Source organism: Streptomyces sp. NPDC088706 (assembly GCF_044752765.1).
Lineage (GTDB): Bacteria > Actinomycetota > Actinomycetes > Streptomycetales > Streptomycetaceae > Streptomyces.
Map to the genome: position 1 here is coordinate 119,953 of NZ_JBIVLW010000004.1, position 21,065 is coordinate 141,017.

Below are 21,065 nucleotides of genomic sequence, written 5' to 3' on the forward strand. Positions count from 1 at the left end.
TGCGGATGAGTTGGAAACCCACCGGCTGAGCCGGGGGCCTGTTTGGCTTAGCCGGAGCCCCTCCGGCTAAGCCGGCACTCCGTCCCCCGCCTCCGGCTCCGGCGTGCCCGCCGCCTCCCAGCGGTCCGGCTCCACCGCGTCCGCCGCCGTCACCCGGTCCTGCGACCTGATGTCCCGGGCCTGCTCAGCCACCCACTCCGGGCTGATCGCCGGGGTCTCGCCCGGCACCTGGTCGCGCACGAACAGGCAGAACGGGTGGCCCGCCGGGTCCAACAGCACCCGTACGTCGTGCTGTGGCTGGAACTCCGCCGGCGTCGCGCCCTCCGCCACCGCGTGGGCCACGCCCGCCTCCAGGTCCGTCACCTCGAAGTCCAGGTGCAGCATCATCCGCTGGTCGCCGGGGGAGGCGGGCCAGACCGGGGGCGCGTACTCCTTCTCCGTCTGGAAGCCCAGGCCGGAGCCGCCGCCGGGCGGGAGGAGCTTCACCCAGCCCGGCTCGTCCTGCACCGGCTCCCACCCCAGGAGGCGGCGGTAGAAGTCCGCCAGCTCCGCCGCGTCCGGGGCGTCGAGCACCGTGCTGGACAGGGTCAGGGACGGTCGCGGCGGGCGCGGGGTGGTGGTCACGGTGACCTCCTCGGGTCGAAGACGTGCCGGTACGAGTACCCCGTGCCGGCACATCCAACATCCCGCACCCCGTTACGCCTACGAGCCCCTCTTACGCCGACGAGCATCCCGTACGCCTACGAGCGCCCCTTACGCCGACGAGCATCCCGTACGCCGACGAGCGCCCCCTGCGCCCACCAGGCGCTCACCCCGCGATGTCCGCGTACCCCTCGATCTCGCGCGGGTTCCGCGTGCCCGGGCCCACGTACGTCGCCGACGGGCGCACCAGGCGGCCCGTGCGCTTCTGCTCCAGGATGTGCGCCGACCAGCCCGCCGTACGGGCACACGTGAACATCGACGTGAACATGTGCGCCGGGACCTCCGCGAAGTCCAGCACGATCGCCGCCCAGAACTCCACGTTCGTCGCCAGGACCCGGTCCGGACGCCGCGCGTGCAGCTCCTCCAGGGCCGCCTTCTCCAGTGCCTCCGCCACCTCGAAGCGCGGCGCGGCCAGCTCGCGGGCCGTGCGGCGCAGGACGCGGGCGCGCGGGTCCTCGGCGCGGTAGACGCGGTGGCCGAAGCCCATCAGGCGCTCGCCCCGGTCCAGGGCCTGCTTCACGTACGCGGTCGCGTCCCCCGTACGCTCGATCTCCTCGATCATGCCGAGGACCCGGGACGGGGCGCCGCCGTGCAGCGGGCCCGACATCGCGCCCACCGCGCCGGAGAGCGCCGCCGCGACGTCGGCGCCGGTGGAGGCGATGACCCGGGCCGTGAACGTCGAGGCGTTCATGCCGTGCTCGGCCGCCGAGGTCCAGTACGCGTCCACCGCCTGGACGTGCTTGGGGTCCGGCTCACCACGCCAGCGGATCATGAACCGCTCCACCACGGACTGCGCCTTGTCGATCTCGCTCTGCGGCACCATCGGCAGCCCCTGGCCGCGCGCCGACTGGGCGACGTACGACAGGGCCATCACCGCGGCCCGCGCCAGGTCGTCCCGGGCGGTCGCCTCGTCGATGTCCAGCAGCGGCTTCAGGCCCCAGACGGGGGCCAGCATCGCCAGCGCGGACTGCACGTCGACCCGGATGTCTCCGGAGTGCACGGGGATCGGGAACGGCTCGGCCGGCGGCAGCCCGGGGTTGAACGCCCCGTCCACCAGCAGGCCCCACACGTTCCCGAACGAGACATGGCCGACGAGGTCCTCGATGTCGACCCCGCGGTAGCGGAGCGAACCGCCTTCCTTGTCCGGTTCGGCGATCTCCGTTTCGAACGCGACGACTCCCTCAAGACCGGGTACGAAGTCGGACATCAGGCGGCTCCCTCAGTTCGGCGGCGGATGGGCGACGGCCCCTGCGGCCACGTCCGTACGGACGTCCGTGGACGCCGGTGTACTCAGGCCGCGGCTGTGCGAAGACCACAGGGGCCCGCCCCAAGATATTGGCGGGTTCCCACGGAGCGGGGAAGCGTGACATCCGGCACAGGACCCCATTTCGGCGGTGCGTGGTTACCGGCCCTCCCCGCCGGGCACACTCGGCTGCTGCGGCAGGATGGGGCCGTGCCCACACCAGACCCCTCCGCACAGCACTCCGCGTCGGCCGCGGACCAGGCCCGCCAGGCTCCTTCTCCAGGTTCCTCAAGGCGCTCGGGCCCGGCCCCCGACGACTCGGCCATCGATCCCGCGGCCATGCGCGAGCATTACCGCTCCGAGGACTTCACCGAGTCCGATCTCTGCCCCGATCCAATGGACCAGTTCGCCCGCTGGTTCCGCCAGGTCGCCGCGGGCGGCGTGCTCCACGAGCCCAACGCGATGGTCGTGTCCACGGCCACCCCGGACGGCCGTCCCTCCTCGCGTACGGTCCTGCTGAAGCAGTACGACGACCGGGGCTTCGTCTTCTTCACGAACTACGGCTCCCGCAAGGGCCGCGAGCTGGCCGCCAACCCTCACATCTCGCTGCTCTTCCCCTGGCACCCCATGGCCCGCCAGGTGATCGTCACCGGCACCGCCTCCCGGGTCTCCCGCGAGGAGACCGTCGGCTACTTCCGCACCCGTCCGCACGGCTCCCAGCTCGGCGCCTGGGCCAGCGACCAGTCCACGGTGATCGGCTCCCGCGAGGAGCTCATCGGCCGGTACGAGGAGCTGGCCGCGCGCTACCCGGAGGGCGAGAAGGTGCCCGCGCCGCCGAACTGGGGCGGCTTCCGGGTCGTCCCGGAGACCATCGAGTTCTGGCAGGGGCACGGGAACCGGCTGCACGACCGGCTGCGGTACGTGAGGAAGGGCCAGGGGTCCGGCGGCGGGTGGCGGGTGGAGCGGCTCTGCCCGTAGGGCCCGTCTCACCTGGGGACAACCCAGGGAAAAGCAGAAACCCGCAGGCTCTGGTTCCTCCGTGCACAGAGGAGCCGGCCGGACTTACCGGCGAGCCTGCGGGTCGGTGACTGCTGGGGATTGGCCGGCGTCCGGCCATGCACTGCAAAGAGCGCGACGACGGGCGTCAGCCCGCAGTCACCTCACGAGTCCGAGAAGAAATCACTTCCGGAACACCTCCTTTCTTCGCTGGTCCCAGCCTAGGAGCGGCCCCCGCTGCGGTTCAACCCATTTATTTGGCGAAGGGGGATGTGCGCTGGGTCACGTTCGAGTTGAATGATCTGACGTGCAGCAATACGCGCGGAGACGCGCGGGGAAACGGCCGACACGTTCTGCGGGGGGTACGGAGTGGGTGCTTCCAGGAGCAGCGGGACCACCGACGCGCTCGGACCGGACGAGGGCGCCGGCAGCGATCCCCCGGGCGGCTCCGGCGGACCAGGAGGCTCCGGGGACACGGGTGGACCCAGGAGCCCCGAGCTGCCCGCCGCCCGCGCCGGGGGGCTCGGCGCCGACTCCGGCGCCGAGCTGCTGGCCGCCCTGCTCGACGGTATGGACGCGGCCCTCTGTGCCTTCGACGCGGGCGGTGCGGTCACCCACTGGAACCGCGAGGCCGAGCGCATCCTCGGCTGGTCCGCGCAGGAGGCCGTGGGGCGTACGGGGTTCGCGGGATGGGCGGTGCGGCGGGCCGACGCGCACGAGGTGCAGGGGCGGCTGATGGCCGCCATGGAGGCGCCCGGGCGCCAGGTCCACGAGTTCGCGCTGCTGCGCAAGGACGGCAGCCGGGTGCTGGTCCGTACCCAGTCCGCCCGGGTGCTGGGCGCCGGCGGCAAGCCGGCCGGGGTGTACTGCGCGTTCAGCGAAGTGCACGCGCAGATCGACCTGGAGCGGTCCATCGCGCTGAGCGAGGCGCTCCTGGAGGACGCGTCCTGGGGCGTGGTGCTCGTGGACGTCGACCTCCGCCCGACCGTGGTCAACGCGTACGCCTCCCGTGCGCTCGGCGGCGGCCGCACCACCCTCCTCGGCCGGCCGCTCGGCGAGCTGGTGGTCCAAGGGGTCGAGGAGCTGGAGGCGGCCCTGCACCATGTGCTCGCCGAAGGCGCGCCGGGCGCCCCGGCCGAGCTGTGGGTGACGCTGCGTACGGCGGAGGGCGAGCGGCGGCGCTGCTGGCGCAGCGGGTTCCTGCGGCTGGCCTCGCCGTTGACGGAGGAGCCGGTTCCGCTCGGGGTGGGGTGGCTGTTCCGGGACGTCACCGCCGCCAAGCTCGCGCAGCAGGAGGCGGACCGGCTGCGGTTCCGCACGAGCCAGCTGCACCGGGCGGCGCGTACGGCCTCCGAGTGCCAGGACCCGATGGAGGCGGCGACCTCCCTGCTCGACTTCGCGCTGGCCGGATTCGCCGACCACGTGCTGCTCGATCTGACGGCGGGCGGTGCGATGCAGGGGGGCCGGACGCCGGATGACCTGACGGCGGGCGGTGCGAGGCCGGGCAGCTGGACGGCGGGCGGTGCGAGGCCGGGCGGGCCGGCGGCGGACGAGCGCCTGGTGCGTACCGCCGCGACGCCCTCGGACACGCCCGGGCCGTGCCTGCTGGTGGCGGGCGGTGCCATCCCCGTCCGCTACGGCCCCGGGCACCCCGCCCTCCAGGCCGTCGAGCGCACCGGCTCGGTCCGTACGAGCGCGGGTGCCGGGGACGCCGGAGCGGCGGCGGCCTGGGCGGCGGAGCGCCGCTGGCCCCGGGACGCGGTCCACGCCCTGTGCACGGTGCTCCGGAGCCGGGGGCGGACGCTGGGGGTGCTGACGTTCCTGCGCGCGGCGAACCGGGCCGCCTTCGAGCGCCCGGACACGGCGTACGCGGAGACGGTGGCGGCCCGGGTCGCGGTCGCCGTCGACCTGGCGCGGGCGGCGGGCCGGCCGACTGACTGAGGGCGTCCGGGGCCGCGACCTCGCGGCCCCGGGTGCCACCACCTCAAGCCCCGGGGGCGCCATCCCGAAGACTCCCGGGTACCACCACCTCGTGCACAACCCGGTCGCCAACGCGCTGCGCCACAACCACCCCGGCGGGACGGTACGGGTCCGGCCCGGCCCGGGCGGCCTGGAGGTCGCCGACACCGGGCCCGTGGTCGACCCGGCGACCGTACCGCCGCTGTTCGAGCCGCTCCGCCGGGCGCAGGCCCGCCGCCACGCGCCGGGCGCAGGCCCGCCGCCACGCGCCGGGCGCAGGCCCGCCGCCACGCGCCGGGCGAGGGCGCGGGGCTCAGTGGCGGTAGAAGATCCGCTCCCGGTACTCCGTCATGACCCGGCCGTTCCAGTCGTGGCCGCCGTCGACGTTCCCCGAGCGCAGGAGCGGCGGCTCGATGCCGCGGGCCACCAGCTGCTCGGCGGCGGCCGCCATCATCGCCTGCATGATCGCGCTGGTCACCACGGTGGAGGCCGGGGCGAAGGGGGCTTCGACGCCGGGGGTGCTCAGCTCCGCGTCCCCGATGGCGATCTTGCTGTCCAGCACGATGTCGCAGTGGTCGCGCAGGAAGCCGCCCGAGGTGTGCCGGGAGCGGGTGTGCTCCGCGTACGCCACCGAGGTGACGCCGATGACCTTCAGCCCGAGGGCGCGGGCGTTCTGGGCCATCTCGACCGGGAGCGCGTTGCGGCCGGAGAGCGAGATGATGACGAGGACGTCACCGGAGGCCGCCGGGCTGGAGTCCAGGACCGCCGACGCCAGGCCGTCCACCCGCTCCAGGGCGGAGCCGAGGGTGGCGGGCATGACGTCCACGCCGACGGTGCCGGGCACCGTGAGCAGGTTCATCAGGGCCAGTCCGCCCGCCCGGTAGACGACGTCCTGGGCGGCGAGGGAGGAGTGCCCCGCGCCGAACGCGAACAGCCGCCCGCCCGCCGCGACCGTGTCGGCGATGGCGGCCCCGGCGGCCGCGATGGAGCCCGACTCCTCGTCCCGCACCCGCTGCAGCAGGCCGATCGCCGCATCGAAGAACTGACCGGCCAGCTTGCTGTCGCTCATCGGGGAGAGCCCTTTCGACGGGGTTTCTGCGGTTCGGCGGTTTCAGCAGGTTTGTGCGGAGGGGGAATGCCGGCGCCGCCGATCACGTTGCGGTCTGGACCAGTGGCCTGTCAATAGCGTCCTGCGGCCTCCGTCGCCCGGTCTTCCACCGGCGCGGCACGGTTGTCGTCGCCATGCGTCAGAATTGGGGCAGGGCCATCGCACGACGTTTTTCTGTCACAGCATCGAGGGGCACGTATGTCCGGACTGATCGACACCACGGAGATGTATCTCCGCACCATCCTCGAACTCGAAGAGGAAGGCGTGGTCCCCATGCGCGCCCGGATCGCCGAACGGCTGGACCAGAGCGGTCCGACGGTCAGCCAGACGGTGGCCCGCATGGAGCGCGACGGCCTGGTCCAGGTCGCGGGAGACCGCCATCTGGAGCTGACCGAGGAGGGCCGCCGCCTCGCGACACGTGTGATGCGCAAGCACCGGCTCGCCGAGTGCCTGCTGGTCGACGTGATCGGCCTGGAGTGGGAGCAGGTCCACGCCGAGGCCTGTCGCTGGGAGCACGTGATGAGCGAGGCCGTGGAGCGGCGGGTGCTCGATCTGCTGCGGCACCCGACGGAGTCTCCGTACGGGAATCCCATCCCGGGCCTGGAGGAGCTGGGGGAGAAGGCGGAGGCCGACCCGTTCCTGGACGACTCCATGGTGAGCCTGGCCGAGCTCGACCCGGGCACGGAGGGCAAGACCGTGGTCGTGCGCCGGATCGGGGAGCCGATCCAGACGGACGCCCAGCTGATGTACACGCTGCGGCGGGCCGGGGTGCAGCCCGGGTCGGTCGTCAGTGTGACGGAGTCGCCCGGCGGGGTGCTGGTCGGTTCCAGCGGGGAGGCGGCCGAGCTGGACGCGGAGGTCGCGTCGCACGTGTTCGTCGCCAAGCGCTGACGCCTTCGGCGTCGTTGCCTCGCACCCCGCTGGAGCCCTGGCAGGGATGCCGCTCACCTCGGCGAGGGGTTCCGTGCGCAGACGCCGGACGGGCTGGGGTGGGGTCCGGACGGGCCGGGTGCGGCCCGGGCGGGCCGGGACGGGTTTCCCGGTGGAATCGCAGCGGGCCGGGCGATCGCGTGCCAGGCTGAGGCCAGGCATATGACCTGAGGGTGCCGGACCGGATGCGGCCCGGCACGGTCGGGGAGGGAGCAGGGGATGCGCCCGTCTTACCGGCACGTCCGCCGATCGGCGGCTGCCACGGTCCGAGATGCCCTGGCCGGGGACGGTCCGGCCCTCACTCCGCCGTCCTTTGCCATCGTTGTCGTGATCGACGTGAACAAGGGTCGACCCCGGCACCCGAAGGCGCCGGGGTCTGTCCTCCCCTGTGCTGACCTGGAGCCCCGAGCTCTCAAGGTCAATCCCCGCGGACCCCTGTCCCCGAGCGGTCCGCCTCCCGTTGAAGATCTCCCCAGGGCAGCCGACGGCAATCCTCGTCAGGTGTCACTCGAACGTGGGGTGTTGAGCGGCGGATCCCTGTTTTCGAATAAGAGTTCGATAGTCTGGCGTGACGCGACCACGCGGTGATCGAGAGCCCAGGGTGACCGAGAACCAGAAGGGGGTGCCAGGACCATGGTGCGGCGCATCGATGTGACCGGATTCGACGGCGTACGCCTCGCGGCGTGGGAGTTCGCGGATCCGCCCAAGGAGCGTGCGGGGGCCGACGGTGCCGGAGCGGACCGCGCCCCCGGCGTGTTACTGCTGCACGGGCTGATGGGTCGGGCCTCCCACTGGGCCCCCACCGCCCGCTGGCTCTCCGAGCGGTACCGCGCGGTCGGCCTCGATCAGCGCGGCCACGGCCGCAGCGACAAGCCCGCCGACGGTCCGTACACCCGCGACGCCTACGTCCGTGACGCCGAGGCCGCGATCGAACAGCTCGACCTCGGCCCCGTCACCGTCGTCGGCCACGCCATGGGAGCGCTCACCGGCTGGCAGCTCGCCGCCCAGCGGCCCGACCTGGTCAGCGCCGTCGTCATCTGCGACATGCGGGCCTCCGCCCTCGGGGCGGTCTCGCAGCGCGAGTGGAGCGACTGGTTCGCGTCCTGGCCGCTGCCCTTCGCCACCCTCGCCGACGTACGGAAGTGGTTCGGCGAGGACGACCCCTGGGTGGAGCGGCCGAACCCCTCGCGCGGGGAGTTCTACGCCGAGGTGATGACGGAGACGGAGGACGGCTGGCGCCCCGTCTTCTCCCGCAGCCAGATGCTCAGCTCCCGCGCCACCTGGGTCTTCGACGCGCACTGGGAGGAGCTGGCCCAGGTGAGATGCCCCGCCCTGGTGCTGCGCGGCCTCGACGGGGAGCTGGGCCGGGCCGAGGCGCAGGAGATGGTCCGGGTGCTGCCCCGCGGCCAGTACGCGGAGGTGGCGGACGCGGGCCACCTCGTCCACTACGACCGGCCGGAGGGGTGGCGGGCGGCGGTCGAGCCGTTCCTGGAGCAGTTCGCCGAGGACGCACGGGGCGACCGGGAGCCGGTCGCCCCGTAGGACCGCCGGGCGCCGGTCACCCCTTGCTGACCGCCGACAGGATCTCCGGCAGCCGGTTCGCCGTGCGCGGTGCCGCGATGCGCAGCCCCGCCCACCCGATGAACACCCCGTACACCGCACCCGCCGGAACCACCAGCCACAGCGCGCCGTGGTGATCCGCGACATGCAGCCAGACCGTCAGCCCGATCACCGGACCGGCCAGCACCGGCGCGGCCAGCATGCCGCCGAGGATGGAGATCCACGCCAGCCCGCCCTGTCCGGGCGCCACGTTCTTGAACGCGCCCTCCTGCGGGATCGAGTACGGGAACTGCGCCGAGGCCACCGCTCCGATCGCCAGCATCGAGCCCAGCAGCGCGAAGGAGAGGCCCAGCACCTCCGGCAGCGCCTGCCACCGGCCCAGCAGCGCCGCCGTCGCCGCGCAGACCAGCACCGTGTAGGGCAGCGTGAACAGCAGCAGGGCCAGCGCCCGCGCCCGCAGTTCCACGTACGCGTCGCGGGTCGAGGAGATCGTCAGCGCCACCATCCAGAAGGCGGAGGTGTCCTGGCCGAACTGGTTGTACATCTGCATGCCGAGCATCCCGGCGGCGAAGCAGGCGAAGTAGAGCGAGCCGGTGCCCTGGAGCGCGTTGAGCAGCGGCACGATCGCGCCGACGGCCAGCGCGGTGACCCAGGCCGCCTTGGTCTTCGGGTCCCGTGCGATGTACCGCAAGCTGCGCTGCATGACCGTTCCCGTACGGCCCTCCGGCAGCAGCCCGGACAGGCCCGTGCGCCCGGACTCCTCGCGGTCCGGTTCGGCGGCGGCCAGCGTGGAGCCGTCCGGCGAGGTCATCAGCTTCACCAGCTCCCGCTGCCACAGCCACACCAGCCCCACCAGGGCCACCACCGTGACCAGCAGCTGGAGGACCGCGACTCCGTACGAACCGTCCGCCGCCGCGTCCACCGCGGCTATCGCGGAGGCACCCGGCAGCCAGCGCGCCACGTCCGCCGCCGGCTCCAGCGCCGAGAGCCCGCCGGCCTGGCCGAGCCGCTGTGCGCCGAAGTTGACGAACTGGATGCCCACCGCGATCACCAGCCCGCTGAGCACCGCGAGGTCGCGGCCCTTACGGGAGTTGAGCAGCCGTACGTTGGCGGTGGCTACGGCCCGGGACAGCGCCACGCAGAGCAGCATCGTCAGCGGGACCGCGAGCACCGCGAACACGACGCCCGCCACTCCGTGCGCCAGCGCGAGAACCGAGCCGAGCACCAGGCAGAGGGTGAACAGCGGCCCGATGCCGATCATCGAGGAGACCAGCAGCGCCCGGACCAGCGACTGCGGCCGCAGCGGCAGCATCACCAGCCGGGTCGGGTCGAGCGTGTCGTCCCCGCTGGGGAAGAAGAGCGGCAGCACCGCCCAGCCGAGCGCCACCAGGGCCGTCAGCAGCACCACGACCGTCCCCGCGTGCTCGTTGCCGCGCAGCAGGACAAGACCCAGGACCTGGCCCGCCGCGAGCAGCAGCGTGAGGACGAGGGAGGCGATGAACGCGGCCTTGCGCCCGCTGGACTGGCGCAACCCGTTGCGCAGGAGCGTCAGTTTGAGCCGTACGAACAGGGGGGTCAGGCCCGTCACCGGTGCGGCCGGGGCGGCGGTGACGGGGGCGTCCAGCACGCTCATCGGGAGCCGCCCAGCCAGTCGAGGGAGTCGCCGGTGTCCCGGCCGCCCGCGCCGACCAGTTCGAGGAAGGCGCTCTGCAGCGAGGGGGCGTCGCCGCGCACCTCGGCCAGGGTGCCCCGCGCCTTGATCCGGCCCGCCGCCATCACGGCCACCCAGTCGCAGAGCGACTCGACGAGCTCCATCACATGGCTGGAGAAGACCACGGTCGCCCCGGACCGGGTGTACCGCTCCAGCACGCCCCGGATGGTCTGTGCCGAGACCGGGTCGACGCCCTCGAACGGCTCGTCCAGGAAGAGCACTTCGGGATTGTGGAGGAGGGCGGCGGCGAGTCCGATCTTCTTCCGCATACCGGTCGAGTAGTCGACGACCAGCTTGTGCTGCGAGCCCGCGAGATCCAGGACGTCCAGGAGCTGGGCGGCCCGCTTGTCGACCTCGCCCCCCGGGATGCCGCGCAACCGCCCGTTGTAGGCGAGCAGTTCGCGCCCCGAGAGCCGTTCGAAGAGCCGCAGCCCCTCCGGCAGCACCCCGATCCGGGACTTCACCGCGACCGGGTCCGTCCACACGTCGTGGCCCGCCACCTCGATCTTCCCCATGTCGGGCCGGAGCAGCCCGGTGACCATGGAGAGCGTCGTCGTCTTGCCCGCCCCGTTGGGCCCCACCAGACCGATGAACTTCCCGGCGGGCAGCTCCAGATCGATCCCCGAGACGGCGACCTGGTCCCCGAACCGCTTCCACAAACCCTGTACGCGCACCGCGGGAGGCGCGCTCCGCGCTCCGCCCGCCGTCGCGTCTCTTTCCGTACGCGCGTCTTCCGTACGTGCATCTGCCTGGTCCGGCATGGCACAGCCTTTCGATTTCCCCGCTAGATGGGGACCACCCTACGAAAGGCCCGCCGGCAGCTACGAGACGCGGGCGCGGGCGTCCGCCGCCTCGCGTGCGCAGGCGTACGCCAGTGGGCTGATCAGCTCGTCCACCTCGGGCAGCCACCGGTTGACGTGGGTGGGCCGACGGGCCCACTGCACGGCCCCACGGCCGCCGACCCGGGTGGGCGGGGCGGCGATGTAGTGGCCCTCGCCCCGGCCGGTCAGGTCGATCGCCCCGGCGTTCCAGCCGAGCGAGCGCACCAGTTCGGCGGCCTTGGCGGCGGCGCCGGGCAGCACGAAGAAGAACATCCGGCGGTCGGGGGTGCAGGTCACCGGGCCGAGGGTCAGATCCATCCGCTCCATCCGGGCCAGCGCCAGGAAACCCGCGGACTCGGGGACCTCCAGCACGTCGAAGGTGCGGCCGGTCGGCAGCAGCACCGAGGCGCGCGGCTGCTTGGACCACATGCGCCGGGCGGCGGCCCCGCTGCCGGTGGACCGGCCCGCCCAGTCGGGCCGGTCCGGGTGGGCCCCGGGCAGCGGACAGGCCGCGTCGCCGCAGGAGCAGCGCTCCGCGCCCTCCACCGCCTCCAGCCAGGTGCCGGGGAACACGTCCCAGTGGCGCTCTTCCGCGTACCGCACCGCGGCGTCGAGCAGGTGCTCCCTCCGCTGCTGAGGGACCTGTGCGGCTTCCGTGACTCCGATGCGATCTTCCACGTCCAGCACAACTCCCGGCACCACCTGGGGTTACGGGCGCGGAGGACCGGGTCACGACGCGTCGATCCCGCACGCGGGGCGCATCGGAGCACGGGCGGGGGCGCGCGTGCGGCGGTGACCCGATGTGCGGGTAGCACCCAGCAGGGCCGGGCAACTCGCCGCGCCCGTACCGAATGCCGATGGAATATGCGCATTTCTTGTGTGGGTGACGGGAAGTGATGCTTCCACCGATCACCGCGTATTCGACTGTTCCAGACTGTTCCAGACTGTTCCAGGGGGAAATGTGGCAGCAAGGCCTCTCGTAGCCCGCCAGCCCAACGAACGGCTCCAGACACTCATCCAGGAAGCCGCCTGTTCCAACGCGGGCCTCGCGCGCCGCGTCAACATGGTCGGGGCCGAGCGCGGCCTCGATCTGCGGTACGACAAGACGTCCGTGGCCCGCTGGCTGCGCGGACAGCAACCCCGGGGCCGGGCCCCGGGCATCATCGCCGAGGCGCTCGGCCGCAAACTCGGCCGTACGGTCACGATCGACGAGATCGGCATGGCCAACGGCAAGAACCTGGCCTCCGGCGTGGGCCTCCAGTACGCGCCGACCGTCGCCGGGGCGATCGAGCAGGTCTGCGAGCTGTGGCGCAGCGACGTCGGCCGCCGTGACCTGCTCACCGGCTCCGCCGTCGCCGCCTCCGCCCTGGTCGAGCCCAGCCGCGACTGGCTGATCTCCGGCAAGGACCCCCAGGTCGAACGGGCCGCCGGGGCCCGCGTCGGGATGGCGGACGTGGCGGCGGTGAAGGCGATGACCACCGCCCTCACCGACCTCGACCACCGCTTCGGCAGCGGCCATGTCCGCCCGGTGCTGGTGCACTACCTCAACAGCGTGGTCTCCAGCCTGCTTTCGGGGGCGTACCGCGAACAGGTCGGCCGCGAGCTGTTCGCCGCGGTCGCCCGCCTCACCGAACTCGGCGGCTACATGGCCGTCGACACCGGCCAGCCCGGCCTCGCCCAGCGCTACTACATCCAGGCCCTGCGGCTCGCCCAGGCCGCCGGCGACCGGGCGTACGGCGGCTATGTGCTGGCCGCCTCGATGAGCCACCTCGCCGCCCAGCTCGGCAACCCCCGCGAGATCGCCCAACTCGCCCGCGCCGCCCAGGAAGGGGCCCGCGGCCGGGTCACCCCCCGCGCCCAGGCGATGTTCTACGCGGCGGAGGCCCGGGGCCACGCGCTGCTCGGGGACGCCCGGACCCACCAGGTGGTGATGGGGCGGGCGGTCGCCGCGCTGGAGCAGGCCGATCCGGAGAGCGGCGACGACCCGGACTGGATCGCCCACTTCGACCACGGTTACCTCGCGGACGAGTTGGCCCACTGCCACCGCGACCTCGGCCAGGCGCCGGAGGCCGCCAAGCGGGCCAAGGAGGCGCTGGCCGCCCTGCCGGAGACCCGGGCCAGGCGCCGGGGCATCGGGCTCGTGCTGCTCGCCTCGGCCCAGGTGCAGCAGCGCGAGGTGGAGCGCGCCTGCCACACGGGGACGCGGGCGATGGAACTGCTGGGGACGGTGCGCTCCAGCCGGGGCGCCGAGTATCTCGACGACCTCCAGCAGCGGCTGGCGCCGTACGGGCAGGAGCCAGCCGTCCGGGAGTTCGGGGAGCGGCTGGAGCTCCAGGCGGCGTGAGGGGCCGGTGCGGAGGGGCTTCCTGGCGGGCCGGCCGTTGACAGCGCCCCGCGGGTGCTGGGCGTCACCCGCCCTGTGAAGGGGTGGTGAGGGGCACCACGCGCTTGGCGGAGGCGGGCGGCCACCCGATAGCGTGAGCCGACGATTCCGTTGGTTCACACGTAGGAGTCCCGGTGACGCAGAGCGGACAGGGCGGCGAGCAACAGCTCCCCGCTGGACGACCCGCGCACGAAGGTGTCGTGCTGCCCTCCGACGGCGGTGCCCCCCATATCCCGGGGGCGCCCACCGGCGGCCAGGCCGACCAGGCCGCGCCGGCCGGCGGGCAGCCGTGGGACCGGCCCTGGGGGCCGCGGTCCGACGCCCCGCCGCAGCCGGACGCCCAGGCGCCGGGGGCGTACGGGTACCCGCAACAGCAGCAGCAGGACCGGCAGCAGCAACAGCAGCAGCACCACCAGCAGCACCCGCACCACCAGCACCAGCAGCCGCAGGCTCAGCCGTTGCCGCCCGCACAGGGGCAGCAGGGGCAGCAGGGGCAGGGCCAGCAGTACGGCCAGGGGCAGCCGCAGCAAGCGCGGCAGGCGTACGGGCAGGGCGGCCCCGGGGCGTACCAGCCGCCGCAGCAGCAGCCGCAGTACTCCGATCCGTACCAGCAGAACCAGCCGTACCCGTCGCAGCAGCAGCCCCAGCCGTACCAGGCCCAGCAGCCGCCCCAGCACCACCCGTCGCAGCCGTACGCACAGCCGCTGCCGCCGGAGGCCGGGGCCGGGGTCGGGCCGGGCCAGGGCGCTCCGGGCGGGGACGCCGACGCCACGCAGTACATCGCGCCGGTCCCGGGCGGCGGGGACACGGACGCGACGCAGTACATACCGCCGGTGCCCGGCGGAGCCCCGTACGGGATCAGGCCGGGCCCGCCGGAGGAGCGGCAGCCGCCCGCGGAGTTCGACAACCTGTTCCGCGCGGAGGGGCCCGCGGGCGCCACCCAGCAGATGCCGCACTTCGACGCGGCCCAGCGGTCACCCCAGCCGTCACCCCATCAGCAGCCGCAGCAGCAGTACCACCAGCCGCAGCCGCCCCTGCACGGCGGCGGCGACGACGCCCCGCGCAGGCGCTCGGCCCACATCCCGCTCATCGCCGCGGTGGTCATCGGCTGTGCGGTCATCGGGCTCGGCGCGGGCGCGCTGCTGAGCGGCGGCGACGACGTGGGCAAGGACGACGAGCAGCCGGTCGCCTCGCAGAGTTCACCGGTCACCGCCCCCACCACGAAGGCGGCGGCCGACCCCGCGAAGCCGCAGGCCGAGGCGTTGGACAAGCTGCTCGCCGACAGCAACGACAGCCGTGCCGCGGTGATCAGCGCGGTCGAGAAGATCAAGTCCTGCAAGGACCTGGACCGGGCGAACACCGACCTCAGGGGCGCCGCCCAGCAGCGCCGCGACCTGGTGACCCGGCTGGAGGGTCTCAGCCTGGACCGGCTGCCGCGGCACGAGGCGCTGAACTCCTCGCTGACCCGGGCGTGGAAGGCCTCCGCAGCGGCCGACGAGCACTACGCCACCTGGGCCCGGCAGGCCAAGAAGAACAAGAACGTCTGCAAGGGCGGCCAGGCCCGGTCGACCAACGAGACGGCCCGCGCCAACCAGCAGAGCGGTGTGGCGACCGCGGCCAAGCAGGAAGCCTCCGGGCTGTGGAACACGATCGCTGAGAAGTACGGCCTGACCAAGCACACGCCCGTGGAGCTCTGAGCCGCGTCCCCCGCCCACCCCGGGCACACCGGGGCGGGCGGGGGGGCGGGATCAGCCGACCGTCCGCCGGGCGTTCGACAGGGTTTCCGCGACATCCACGAAGCCCTGCTTCTGGGCGATGAGCCGCCCCTCGCGGACCACTTGGAAGGTCACGTCCGTATTGCCGATCCGCGGATAGGGCGAGGTGCCGAGCAGGTCCTTGAACCGCCAGCGGAGCACCGGCGTCAGACCGCCGGTGTCGACCTCGGTGCCCCGGTTGAGCGAGGACGTGACCTTGTTCGCGGTGATCGTGTCGTCACCGATCGCCGCGACGACCGCCCGCAGCGCCGTGTACGCGATCCACGTCGTCTGCACGCCCGCGTCGTTCGGGTCGATCCGGTTGTCCCCGAAGGCGTACTTCCGGATCACCTCGCGCATCCCGTTCCAGCGCGCGTCGCCCGCGTCCGGGTACCAGCCGGTGATGTAGGCCCCCTCGAACGGGCTCCTGCGGCCGCCCGTGCGGTCGATGAGCGGCTGGCTGACGCTGCCGAGGACGGAGGAGATCCTGACTTGGTCACCCTCCGGCTCCAGCCGGCGGAAGGAGTCGAAGAAGGTCTCCGTACGGGTGCCGAGCACCGCCGTGACGCAGCTGCCGCCCGCCCGCCGCTCCAGCGCCCTCGCCGCCTGCTCGTCGTAGGAGGTGGCGTTCTCCGGGGCCAGGATGTCGGTGGTCCGCGGCCGCTGGGCGGCGAGCAGCCCGGTGTTGAGGAGCTGCGGCATCCGGGCGCCGCCGAGCGAGTCGGGCCGCACCAGCGCGACCCGCTCGCAGCCGCCCGCCAGCTGCCGGCCGTGGCCCGCGAGCAGCGCCGACTGGCCTCCGTTGACCGGGTACGAGAGGTAGCTGCGGAACTCCTCGTCGGAGGCGCCGTAGCCGCCGATGTACGGGATGCCACCGGACTCCAGCACCGGGATGGCGCCCTGCCCGTGCCGGCTGTACGAGCCGACGACCGCGGCCACCTTCCGGTCGACGGCCTGGCGGGCGCACCGCTCGGCGCCCGCCGCCGTGTCGCGCTCGTCGCAGGTGATCACCCGCAGCTCGCGGCCGTCGATGCCGCCCTGCTCGTTGATCCAACGGGCGTAGGTCCGGGCCATCGCGGGGACGCCCGGCATGCTCACCGCGTCGGCGTCGTCCACCCGGTCGGGTGCCCAGGTCATCACGGTGACCGGCTCCCCGGAGCCCCCCGGGCCTCCGGGGAGCACGCCGCAGCCGGACAGGAGCAGCGCCCCGGCCGCCGCCGTACCGATGAGGAACTGGAAGGGGCGGGGGAAGGCGGTGCGTCTCCGTCCGGTCATGGACAGCAACGCTCCCGCCCCCGGGGTAACGCCGCGGTGTGCCGTGCTCAACGCTCGGTGACGTCCAGGTGAATTACGGGGGCCCGCGCGGGCCCGCCGGAGGGGAACGTACGATCGACGACCGTGCAGCAAGGTTCGGAGAACTCTTCCCGTCGCGGCCGTCGCTCCTCCACCATGGGCGTCATGCCGCTCACTGACATGCCGTGGTGGCGCTGGCGCACCAACGTGCGCTCGGCGCTGCACATGCTCTCCGACCCCGACTTCCACCGCGAGTGCTGGCTGGCCGGCCGGGAGGGGTACGGAGACGTCACCGACGCCGTGTACCGCCTGGTGGAGGACACCTGGCTCGACAACTGGTCCGCGGAGAAGTACGTCGGCACCATCTTCCGGGACTCCGCCGAGGCGGCGGCCGTCGACACCGCCGCGCTGCGGGTACTGCGGATCATGCACCAGGTCGGCGCGGACGCCCCGGTATCCGCCTATCTGGAGCACCACGGCTGGCCGGAGGCGGTCCGCGCGGCGCGCGAGGCGCATGTGATGCTCGCCACCAACGACGCCGAGGACCCCGACACCCCGCCGCGCTCGCTGGACGTCATCCGCATCATGACCCGGGCCGCGTGATCACCGGAGCCATGTGATCACCGGAGCCGTGTGATCACCGGGCCGTGTGATCACCGGGGCCGTGTGATCACCGGGCGGCATGGTGACCACAGCCGCCCGGCGCCAAGCGGCTGTGGCACCCTACGAGGATGACCGCACCGCAGCCCACCGCCCCCCAGACCGCCTCGGACACCGCCCTGCCCGAGCAGTACGTCCTCACGCTCTCCTGCCCCGACAAACAGGGCATCGTGCACGCCGTCTCCAGCTACCTCTTCATGACGGGCTGCAACATCGAGGACAGCCAGCAGTTCGGGGATCACGACACGGGTCTGTTCTTCATGCGCGTCCACTTCTCGGCCGACGCCACCGTGACGGTCGACAAGCTGCGCGCCAGCTTCGCCGCCATCGGCGAGGCCTTCCGGATGGAGTGGCAGATCCACCGGCCCGCGGAGCGGATGCGGATCGTGCTGATGGTCAGCAGGTTCGGCCACTGCCTCAACGACCTGCTGTTCCGCTCCCGTACGGGGGCGCTGCCCGTCGAGATCGCGGCCGTCGTCTCCAACCACACGGACTTCGCCGAACTCACCGCCTCGTACGGCATCCCCTTCCGCCACCTCCCGGTCACGAAGGACAACAAGCCGGAGGCCGAGGCGCAGCTGCTGGAGCTGGTCCGCGAGGAGGACGTCGAGCTGGTCGTCCTCGCCCGCTACATGCAGGTCCTCTCGGACGACCTGTGCAAGCGGCTGAGCGGCCGGATCATCAACATCCACCACTCGTTCCTGCCGAGCTTCAAGGGCGCCAAGCCCTACCACCAGGCGCACGCGCGCGGGGTGAAGCTGATCGGCGCCACCGCGCACTACGTCACCGCCGACCTCGACGAGGGCCCGATCATCGAGCAGGAGGTCGAGCGCGTCGGCCACGACGTCACCCCGGACCAGCTGGTGGCGATCGGGCGGGACGTGGAGTGCCAGGCGCTGGCACGCGCGGTGAAGTGGCACGCGGAGCGGCGCATCCTGCTCAACGGCCGCCGCACGGTGATCTTCAACTAGCTCCCGTACGCACGGCCGTCGCGGGGCTCACAGCTGGTGCCGGACCCCGGCTTCCTGCTGTGCCTCGGTGAGCTGGTCCCGCAGGTCGCCCTCGATGGACTCGCGGGCCTTGCCGCGCCGGAACAGCGGCAGCACCGTGCGCTGTTTGCCGTCCTCGACGAGGAGGGCCAGGCCGCCGTAGAGCGCGAAGACCCCGATGCAGAGACCGGTCCAGCCCGCCGCGACCTGCAGCGCGTTGCCCAGGCCCGCCTCGTACAGGCCCGTCAGGGCGAAGCGCACCGCGGTGAGGCTGAGCAGTACGGCGAACAGGGGCTTGGACTGCACCGCCGCCCCGGCGAGCGCCAGGACGAACGGGACGAGGGCCAGGAGGAAGACGGCCTGGGCCACCACCGGCTCGCCGGGCGCGGAGTCCAGGGACGTCACGCTCGTCCCGGCCCAGGCGGCACCGAGCAGGAGCAGCGCCGTACCGGCGCCCGCGTCGCGCGCGAGGAAGGCGAAGATCCCGGCGACGAGCTGGAGCGGGACGACGAAGATGAGGACCAGGAGCAGCAGGATGCCGCTCTGCGCGGCCGGTACCCAGCCGAGCTGCAGGGAGGACAGGACCACGCTGCCCATGCCGAGGGCGAAGAAGCCCAGCGGGAGGGGACTGGCGATCGGGCGGAGCACGATACGCGTCACCGCGTCGGTGGTCAGCGGTTCTGAGGGGCCGGGGCTGCCGGAAGCGTGGGACACGGCACAAGCGTACGAGTCCCGGACCGGCCCGCGGCCAGGGCGGGGCGTCGCGCGGCAGGCGGCGGTTCGACGACGGGCCCTAGAGCCGGCTGAGCGAGGCCGACGCGAACAGCACGTCCCGGATGGCCTCGCGGTCGCCCTCCTGGCCCGCCGCCGCTTCGACCGGCGGGATGTGGCCCGCGACCAGCTGGCAGAACTCCACCCCGTCCAGGGCCACCTGCGCCACCGCGCGGTCGGGTGAGCCGACGGCGGCCGGGGAGTCGAGCGCGATGTACCAGTCGCCGCCGCCGTGCCCCTCCACCTCCAGATGGACCGAGCGGCCCGGCTCCCCGGCCGTCACCAGCTCCCTGGCCGGTCCGGCGAGCCCGGCACGGCGGCGCCCCGCGAGGGCGGCCGGGAGCAGCCGTGCGGCCAGGTCGATCATCCGGTGCAGATGGGCGGCGGACGGCGGTCTGTACGGGTAGTCCACCGCCTGCGCGATGTCCGTGCCGTGCACCCAGCACTCGAAGGCCCGGTCCAGCAGCGCGTCCTGGAGGGGCAGGGCGAAGTCCCCGTACGAGACGGAGCGCTCGGCCACGTTCGGCCCGCCGAGCGACGCCGTACGGATCAGCTCATGGGTGAGGTCCCGCCAGGGCTCACGGACGGCCCGGGTGGCGGGCGGACGCGTGGCCGCCCAGTACGTCTCGGTGCGCCGGGTCGGTGAGAGCGGCACCTCGGGGCCGCCGAGCGGGTCGTCCAGGCCGAGCGCGGCGGAGACCAGCCCGTCGACGGCCATCAGGTGGCCGATCACCCCGGCGACCGTGGTCCTGCGGGTGACGGCCCGCTCGTCCTCGAACCACCGCAGCCGCACCGGCGCGTGCCACTCGGAGTCCGCGATGTCCCGCAGCAGCGCGTCCAGCCGGGCGGTCTCGGCGTCGTACGGCGTGGCCCACTCCGGCACCGGTATCCGGGCCGGGCGGCGCCCCAGGCAGCCGTCCATCACCCGGGTCCGCAGGGTCGGGTCGAGGTCCAGCGAGCCGTCGGTGTGCAGCAGCCCCACCGCGTCCCGCAGCCGCAGCGCCTCGTCCGCACAGGGCGCGCACCCGGTGAGGTGGTCCTCGACGGCCGCGGTCTCCCCGGCCGAGCAGGCGGAGAGCGCCCAGGCACCGAGGAGCGCCTTGAGGACCCGGTGCGGGAGGACCGGGGCGGCGGCGGTCACGGCGTGCGCCGCGGCGGTGGCGTCGGGCGGGCCGCACACGGGGTCCGTCTCCGCCGGTTCGGGACAGGGGGCGGTGGCGTCGGCCGGGCCGGACTCGGGGTCCGTCTCCGCCGACTCCCGGTCCAGGTCGTCCACCGCGCCGCGCGGACCCGGTATGCGGCGCGCGCCCCGCACCTCGTCGTCACGCCGCTCGCCCTCGCGTCCGTCGCCGCTCACCGGACGCTCCCGTAACCGGGTGGTGAGGCCCCGTCGAGCGGCCGGGTGCTGGCGGTGGACAGCAGCTGGAGCCCCAGCCGGAGCCGGCGGCGGGCCTCGTCCTCGGTGACCCCGAGGTCGGCCGCGGTCTGCCGGTAGTCCCGCCGCTGGATGTACGCCAGCTCCAGTGCCTGCCGCAGCGAGACGGGCATCGAGGAGACGATGTAGTCGGCCCGGGCCGCCGCGGTGGCGCTGCGCACCCGCCGCTCCAGCTCCTCCGGGTCCGGTACGGCACCCTCGCCGTGCTCCCGCGCGTACGCCACGGCGGCCGCCCGCCGCAGCCGCCGCACGGAGTGGCGGTGGGTGAGCCGGGCCACCCAGGAGCGCATCGAGCCCTGCTCGGGGTCGTACGCCTCCGGGTTCTCCCAGATCTGGGCGAAGACCTCGCGGGTCACCAGGTCGGCGGCGTCCTCGTCGTCGAGCATCCGGTGCGCCTGGCTGTGGACGAGGGAGGCGAACCGGTCGTACAGCTCACCGAGTGCCGCCGCCTCACCGCGGGCCAGCCTCTGCTGCATCCTGCGGTCCCAGCGGGGCGGTGTGTCCTTCGCCATGAAACCCCCAGCCCCCGGCCCTGTGCCCAGCTCCGTGACGCCTCGTGATCCAGCCTCTGCCCTTGTTGTCCGAATGTAGTCCGCCGCGCGGGCCCCGCACCTGCCTTTACCGCAACTGTCCGAGGTGAGGACGGTTCGGCCCCCACCCATCGTTTTCGGCCGTTCTCACCGCTCGGGCTCCCCTGAGCAGGGAAAACCGGCCGAAGTGATCATTTCCCCCGGAAATCCCCTGGGCCTC

The 21,065-nt window shown here is 73.3% G+C and carries 18 protein-coding genes; 8 read left to right on the forward strand and 10 right to left on the reverse strand.

The genetic code is table 11. The annotated features are described in order from the left end of the window. Positions 1 to 66 precede the first annotated feature (66 nt). Together ACIQAK_RS13525 and ACIQAK_RS13530 are read right to left on the reverse strand one after the other, a co-directional pair. The gene (locus ACIQAK_RS13525) at positions 67 to 624 is read right to left on the reverse strand and encodes a VOC family protein (protein WP_366390473.1); all 558 of its coding nucleotides are present in this window, start codon (positions 622 to 624) and stop codon (positions 67 to 69) included. A 184-nt stretch (positions 625 to 808) separates the two neighbouring features. After that, complete coding sequence (locus ACIQAK_RS13530) at positions 809 to 1,909, reverse strand: citrate synthase 2 (RefSeq protein ID WP_366390474.1); 1,101 nt, start codon at positions 1,907 to 1,909, stop codon at positions 809 to 811. A 375-nt stretch (positions 1,910 to 2,284) separates the two neighbouring features. Here ACIQAK_RS13530 and pdxH point away from each other — a divergent pair, with 375 nt between their 5' ends. Together pdxH and ACIQAK_RS13540 are read left to right on the forward strand one after the other, a co-directional pair. Then, positions 2,285 to 2,923, forward strand: coding sequence for a pyridoxamine 5'-phosphate oxidase (pdxH, locus tag ACIQAK_RS13535; protein ID WP_366390475.1), 639 nt, complete (start codon positions 2,285 to 2,287; stop codon positions 2,921 to 2,923). 387 nt (positions 2,924 to 3,310) lie between these two features. Next, positions 3,311 to 4,882: a PAS domain-containing protein gene (locus ACIQAK_RS13540; protein WP_366390476.1), complete on the forward strand. Its 1,572-nt coding sequence runs from the start codon at positions 3,311 to 3,313 to the stop codon at positions 4,880 to 4,882. A 331-nt stretch (positions 4,883 to 5,213) separates the two neighbouring features. Here the strand turns inward: ACIQAK_RS13540 and ACIQAK_RS13545 are convergent, their stop codons facing one another. Continuing rightward, positions 5,214 to 5,969 carry an SIS domain-containing protein gene (locus tag ACIQAK_RS13545; protein ID WP_366390477.1) on the reverse strand — a complete coding sequence of 252 codons (756 nt, stop codon included), beginning with the start codon at positions 5,967 to 5,969 and terminating at the stop codon, positions 5,214 to 5,216. Between the two features lie 237 nt (positions 5,970 to 6,206). Between ACIQAK_RS13545 and ACIQAK_RS13550 the strand changes: the two genes are divergently transcribed. Then, positions 6,207 to 6,899: a metal-dependent transcriptional regulator gene (locus ACIQAK_RS13550; RefSeq protein WP_366390478.1), complete on the forward strand. Its 693-nt coding sequence runs from the start codon at positions 6,207 to 6,209 to the stop codon at positions 6,897 to 6,899. A gap of 672 nt (positions 6,900 to 7,571) precedes the next feature. Continuing rightward, entirely contained in the window at positions 7,572 to 8,480 is a 909-nt protein-coding gene (locus ACIQAK_RS13555) for an alpha/beta hydrolase (protein WP_366390479.1), read from the forward strand. Positions 8,481 to 8,496: 16 nt separating this feature from the next. On the opposite strand, the gene ACIQAK_RS13560 is transcribed toward ACIQAK_RS13555, so the two are convergent. From ACIQAK_RS13560 to ACIQAK_RS13570, 3 genes are read right to left on the reverse strand one after another with little or no spacing between them, the layout of a single operon-like run. Further along, a complete protein-coding gene (locus tag ACIQAK_RS13560) occupies positions 8,497 to 10,131 on the reverse strand; it encodes a transporter (RefSeq protein ID WP_366390480.1) in 1,635 nt (544 codons plus the stop codon). Then, on the reverse strand, positions 10,128 to 10,970 hold the full coding sequence (locus ACIQAK_RS13565) for an ABC transporter ATP-binding protein (RefSeq protein WP_366390481.1): 843 nt from the start codon (positions 10,968 to 10,970) through the stop codon (positions 10,128 to 10,130). The genes ACIQAK_RS13560 and ACIQAK_RS13565 overlap by 4 nt, the downstream gene beginning before the upstream one ends. Positions 10,971 to 11,030: 60 nt before the next feature. Next, positions 11,031 to 11,717, reverse strand: a complete 687-nt coding sequence (locus ACIQAK_RS13570; protein WP_366390584.1) for a bifunctional DNA primase/polymerase — start codon at positions 11,715 to 11,717, stop codon at positions 11,031 to 11,033. Between the two features lie 274 nt (positions 11,718 to 11,991). On the opposite strand from ACIQAK_RS13570, the gene ACIQAK_RS13575 reads away from it, so the two are divergent. Further along, a complete protein-coding gene (locus tag ACIQAK_RS13575) occupies positions 11,992 to 13,374 on the forward strand; it encodes a transcriptional regulator (protein ID WP_366390482.1) in 1,383 nt (460 codons plus the stop codon). 173 nt (positions 13,375 to 13,547) lie between these two features. Continuing rightward, positions 13,548 to 15,110, forward strand: a complete 1,563-nt coding sequence (locus tag ACIQAK_RS13580) for a hypothetical protein (RefSeq protein ID WP_366390483.1) — start codon at positions 13,548 to 13,550, stop codon at positions 15,108 to 15,110. Positions 15,111 to 15,161: 51 nt separating this feature from the next. Here ACIQAK_RS13580 and ACIQAK_RS13585 read toward each other — a convergent pair whose 3' ends face one another. Beyond that, a complete protein-coding gene (locus tag ACIQAK_RS13585; protein WP_366390484.1) occupies positions 15,162 to 16,442 on the reverse strand; it encodes an ABC transporter substrate-binding protein in 1,281 nt (426 codons plus the stop codon). 174 nt (positions 16,443 to 16,616) lie between these two features. On the opposite strand from ACIQAK_RS13585, the gene ACIQAK_RS13590 reads away from it, so the two are divergent. Continuing rightward, positions 16,617 to 17,063, forward strand: a complete 447-nt coding sequence (locus ACIQAK_RS13590; protein ID WP_366390585.1) for a hypothetical protein — start codon at positions 16,617 to 16,619, stop codon at positions 17,061 to 17,063. A 128-nt stretch (positions 17,064 to 17,191) separates the two neighbouring features. Next, positions 17,192 to 18,091 (forward strand): formyltetrahydrofolate deformylase, encoded by a 900-nt coding sequence (gene purU / locus ACIQAK_RS13595; RefSeq protein ID WP_366390485.1) that lies wholly within the window; start codon positions 17,192 to 17,194, stop codon positions 18,089 to 18,091. Between the two features lie 27 nt (positions 18,092 to 18,118). Here purU and ACIQAK_RS13600 read toward each other — a convergent pair whose 3' ends face one another. The 3 genes from ACIQAK_RS13600 to ACIQAK_RS13610 all read right to left on the reverse strand — a co-directional run bounded on the left by ACIQAK_RS13600 (position 18,119) and on the right by ACIQAK_RS13610 (position 20,827). Then, positions 18,119 to 18,823, reverse strand: coding sequence for a GPR1/FUN34/YaaH family transporter (locus tag ACIQAK_RS13600; protein ID WP_366390486.1), 705 nt, complete (start codon positions 18,821 to 18,823; stop codon positions 18,119 to 18,121). A gap of 79 nt (positions 18,824 to 18,902) precedes the next feature. Further along, positions 18,903 to 20,237, reverse strand: coding sequence for a zf-HC2 domain-containing protein (locus tag ACIQAK_RS13605; RefSeq protein ID WP_366390487.1), 1,335 nt, complete (start codon positions 20,235 to 20,237; stop codon positions 18,903 to 18,905). Then, positions 20,234 to 20,827, reverse strand: a complete 594-nt coding sequence (locus ACIQAK_RS13610) for a sigma-70 family RNA polymerase sigma factor (protein WP_366390488.1) — start codon at positions 20,825 to 20,827, stop codon at positions 20,234 to 20,236. Before ACIQAK_RS13610 ends, ACIQAK_RS13605 begins: the two co-directional genes overlap by 4 nt. Positions 20,828 to 21,065: the final 238 nt, after the last annotated feature.

Coding starts and splice junctions, on each gene's coding strand:
- ACIQAK_RS13565 (WP_366390481.1), bottom strand. CDS start 10,970: ATGCCGGACCAGGCAGATGCACGTACGGAAGACGCGCGTACGGAAAGA.
- ACIQAK_RS13530 (WP_366390474.1), bottom strand. CDS start 1,909: ATGTCCGACTTCGTACCCGGTCTTGAGGGAGTCGTCGCGTTCGAAACG.
- ACIQAK_RS13555 (WP_366390479.1), top strand. CDS start 7,572: ATGGTGCGGCGCATCGATGTGACCGGATTCGACGGCGTACGCCTCGCG.
- ACIQAK_RS13560 (WP_366390480.1), bottom strand. CDS start 10,131: ATGAGCGTGCTGGACGCCCCCGTCACCGCCGCCCCGGCCGCACCGGTG.
- pdxH (WP_366390475.1), top strand. CDS start 2,285: ATGCGCGAGCATTACCGCTCCGAGGACTTCACCGAGTCCGATCTCTGC.
- ACIQAK_RS13545 (WP_366390477.1), bottom strand. CDS start 5,969: ATGAGCGACAGCAAGCTGGCCGGTCAGTTCTTCGATGCGGCGATCGGC.
- ACIQAK_RS13585 (WP_366390484.1), bottom strand. CDS start 16,442: ATGACCGGACGGAGACGCACCGCCTTCCCCCGCCCCTTCCAGTTCCTC.
- purU (WP_366390485.1), top strand. CDS start 17,192: ATGACCGCACCGCAGCCCACCGCCCCCCAGACCGCCTCGGACACCGCC.
- ACIQAK_RS13550 (WP_366390478.1), top strand. CDS start 6,207: ATGTCCGGACTGATCGACACCACGGAGATGTATCTCCGCACCATCCTC.
- ACIQAK_RS13610 (WP_366390488.1), bottom strand. CDS start 20,827: ATGGCGAAGGACACACCGCCCCGCTGGGACCGCAGGATGCAGCAGAGG.
- ACIQAK_RS13590 (WP_366390585.1), top strand. CDS start 16,617: ATGGGCGTCATGCCGCTCACTGACATGCCGTGGTGGCGCTGGCGCACC.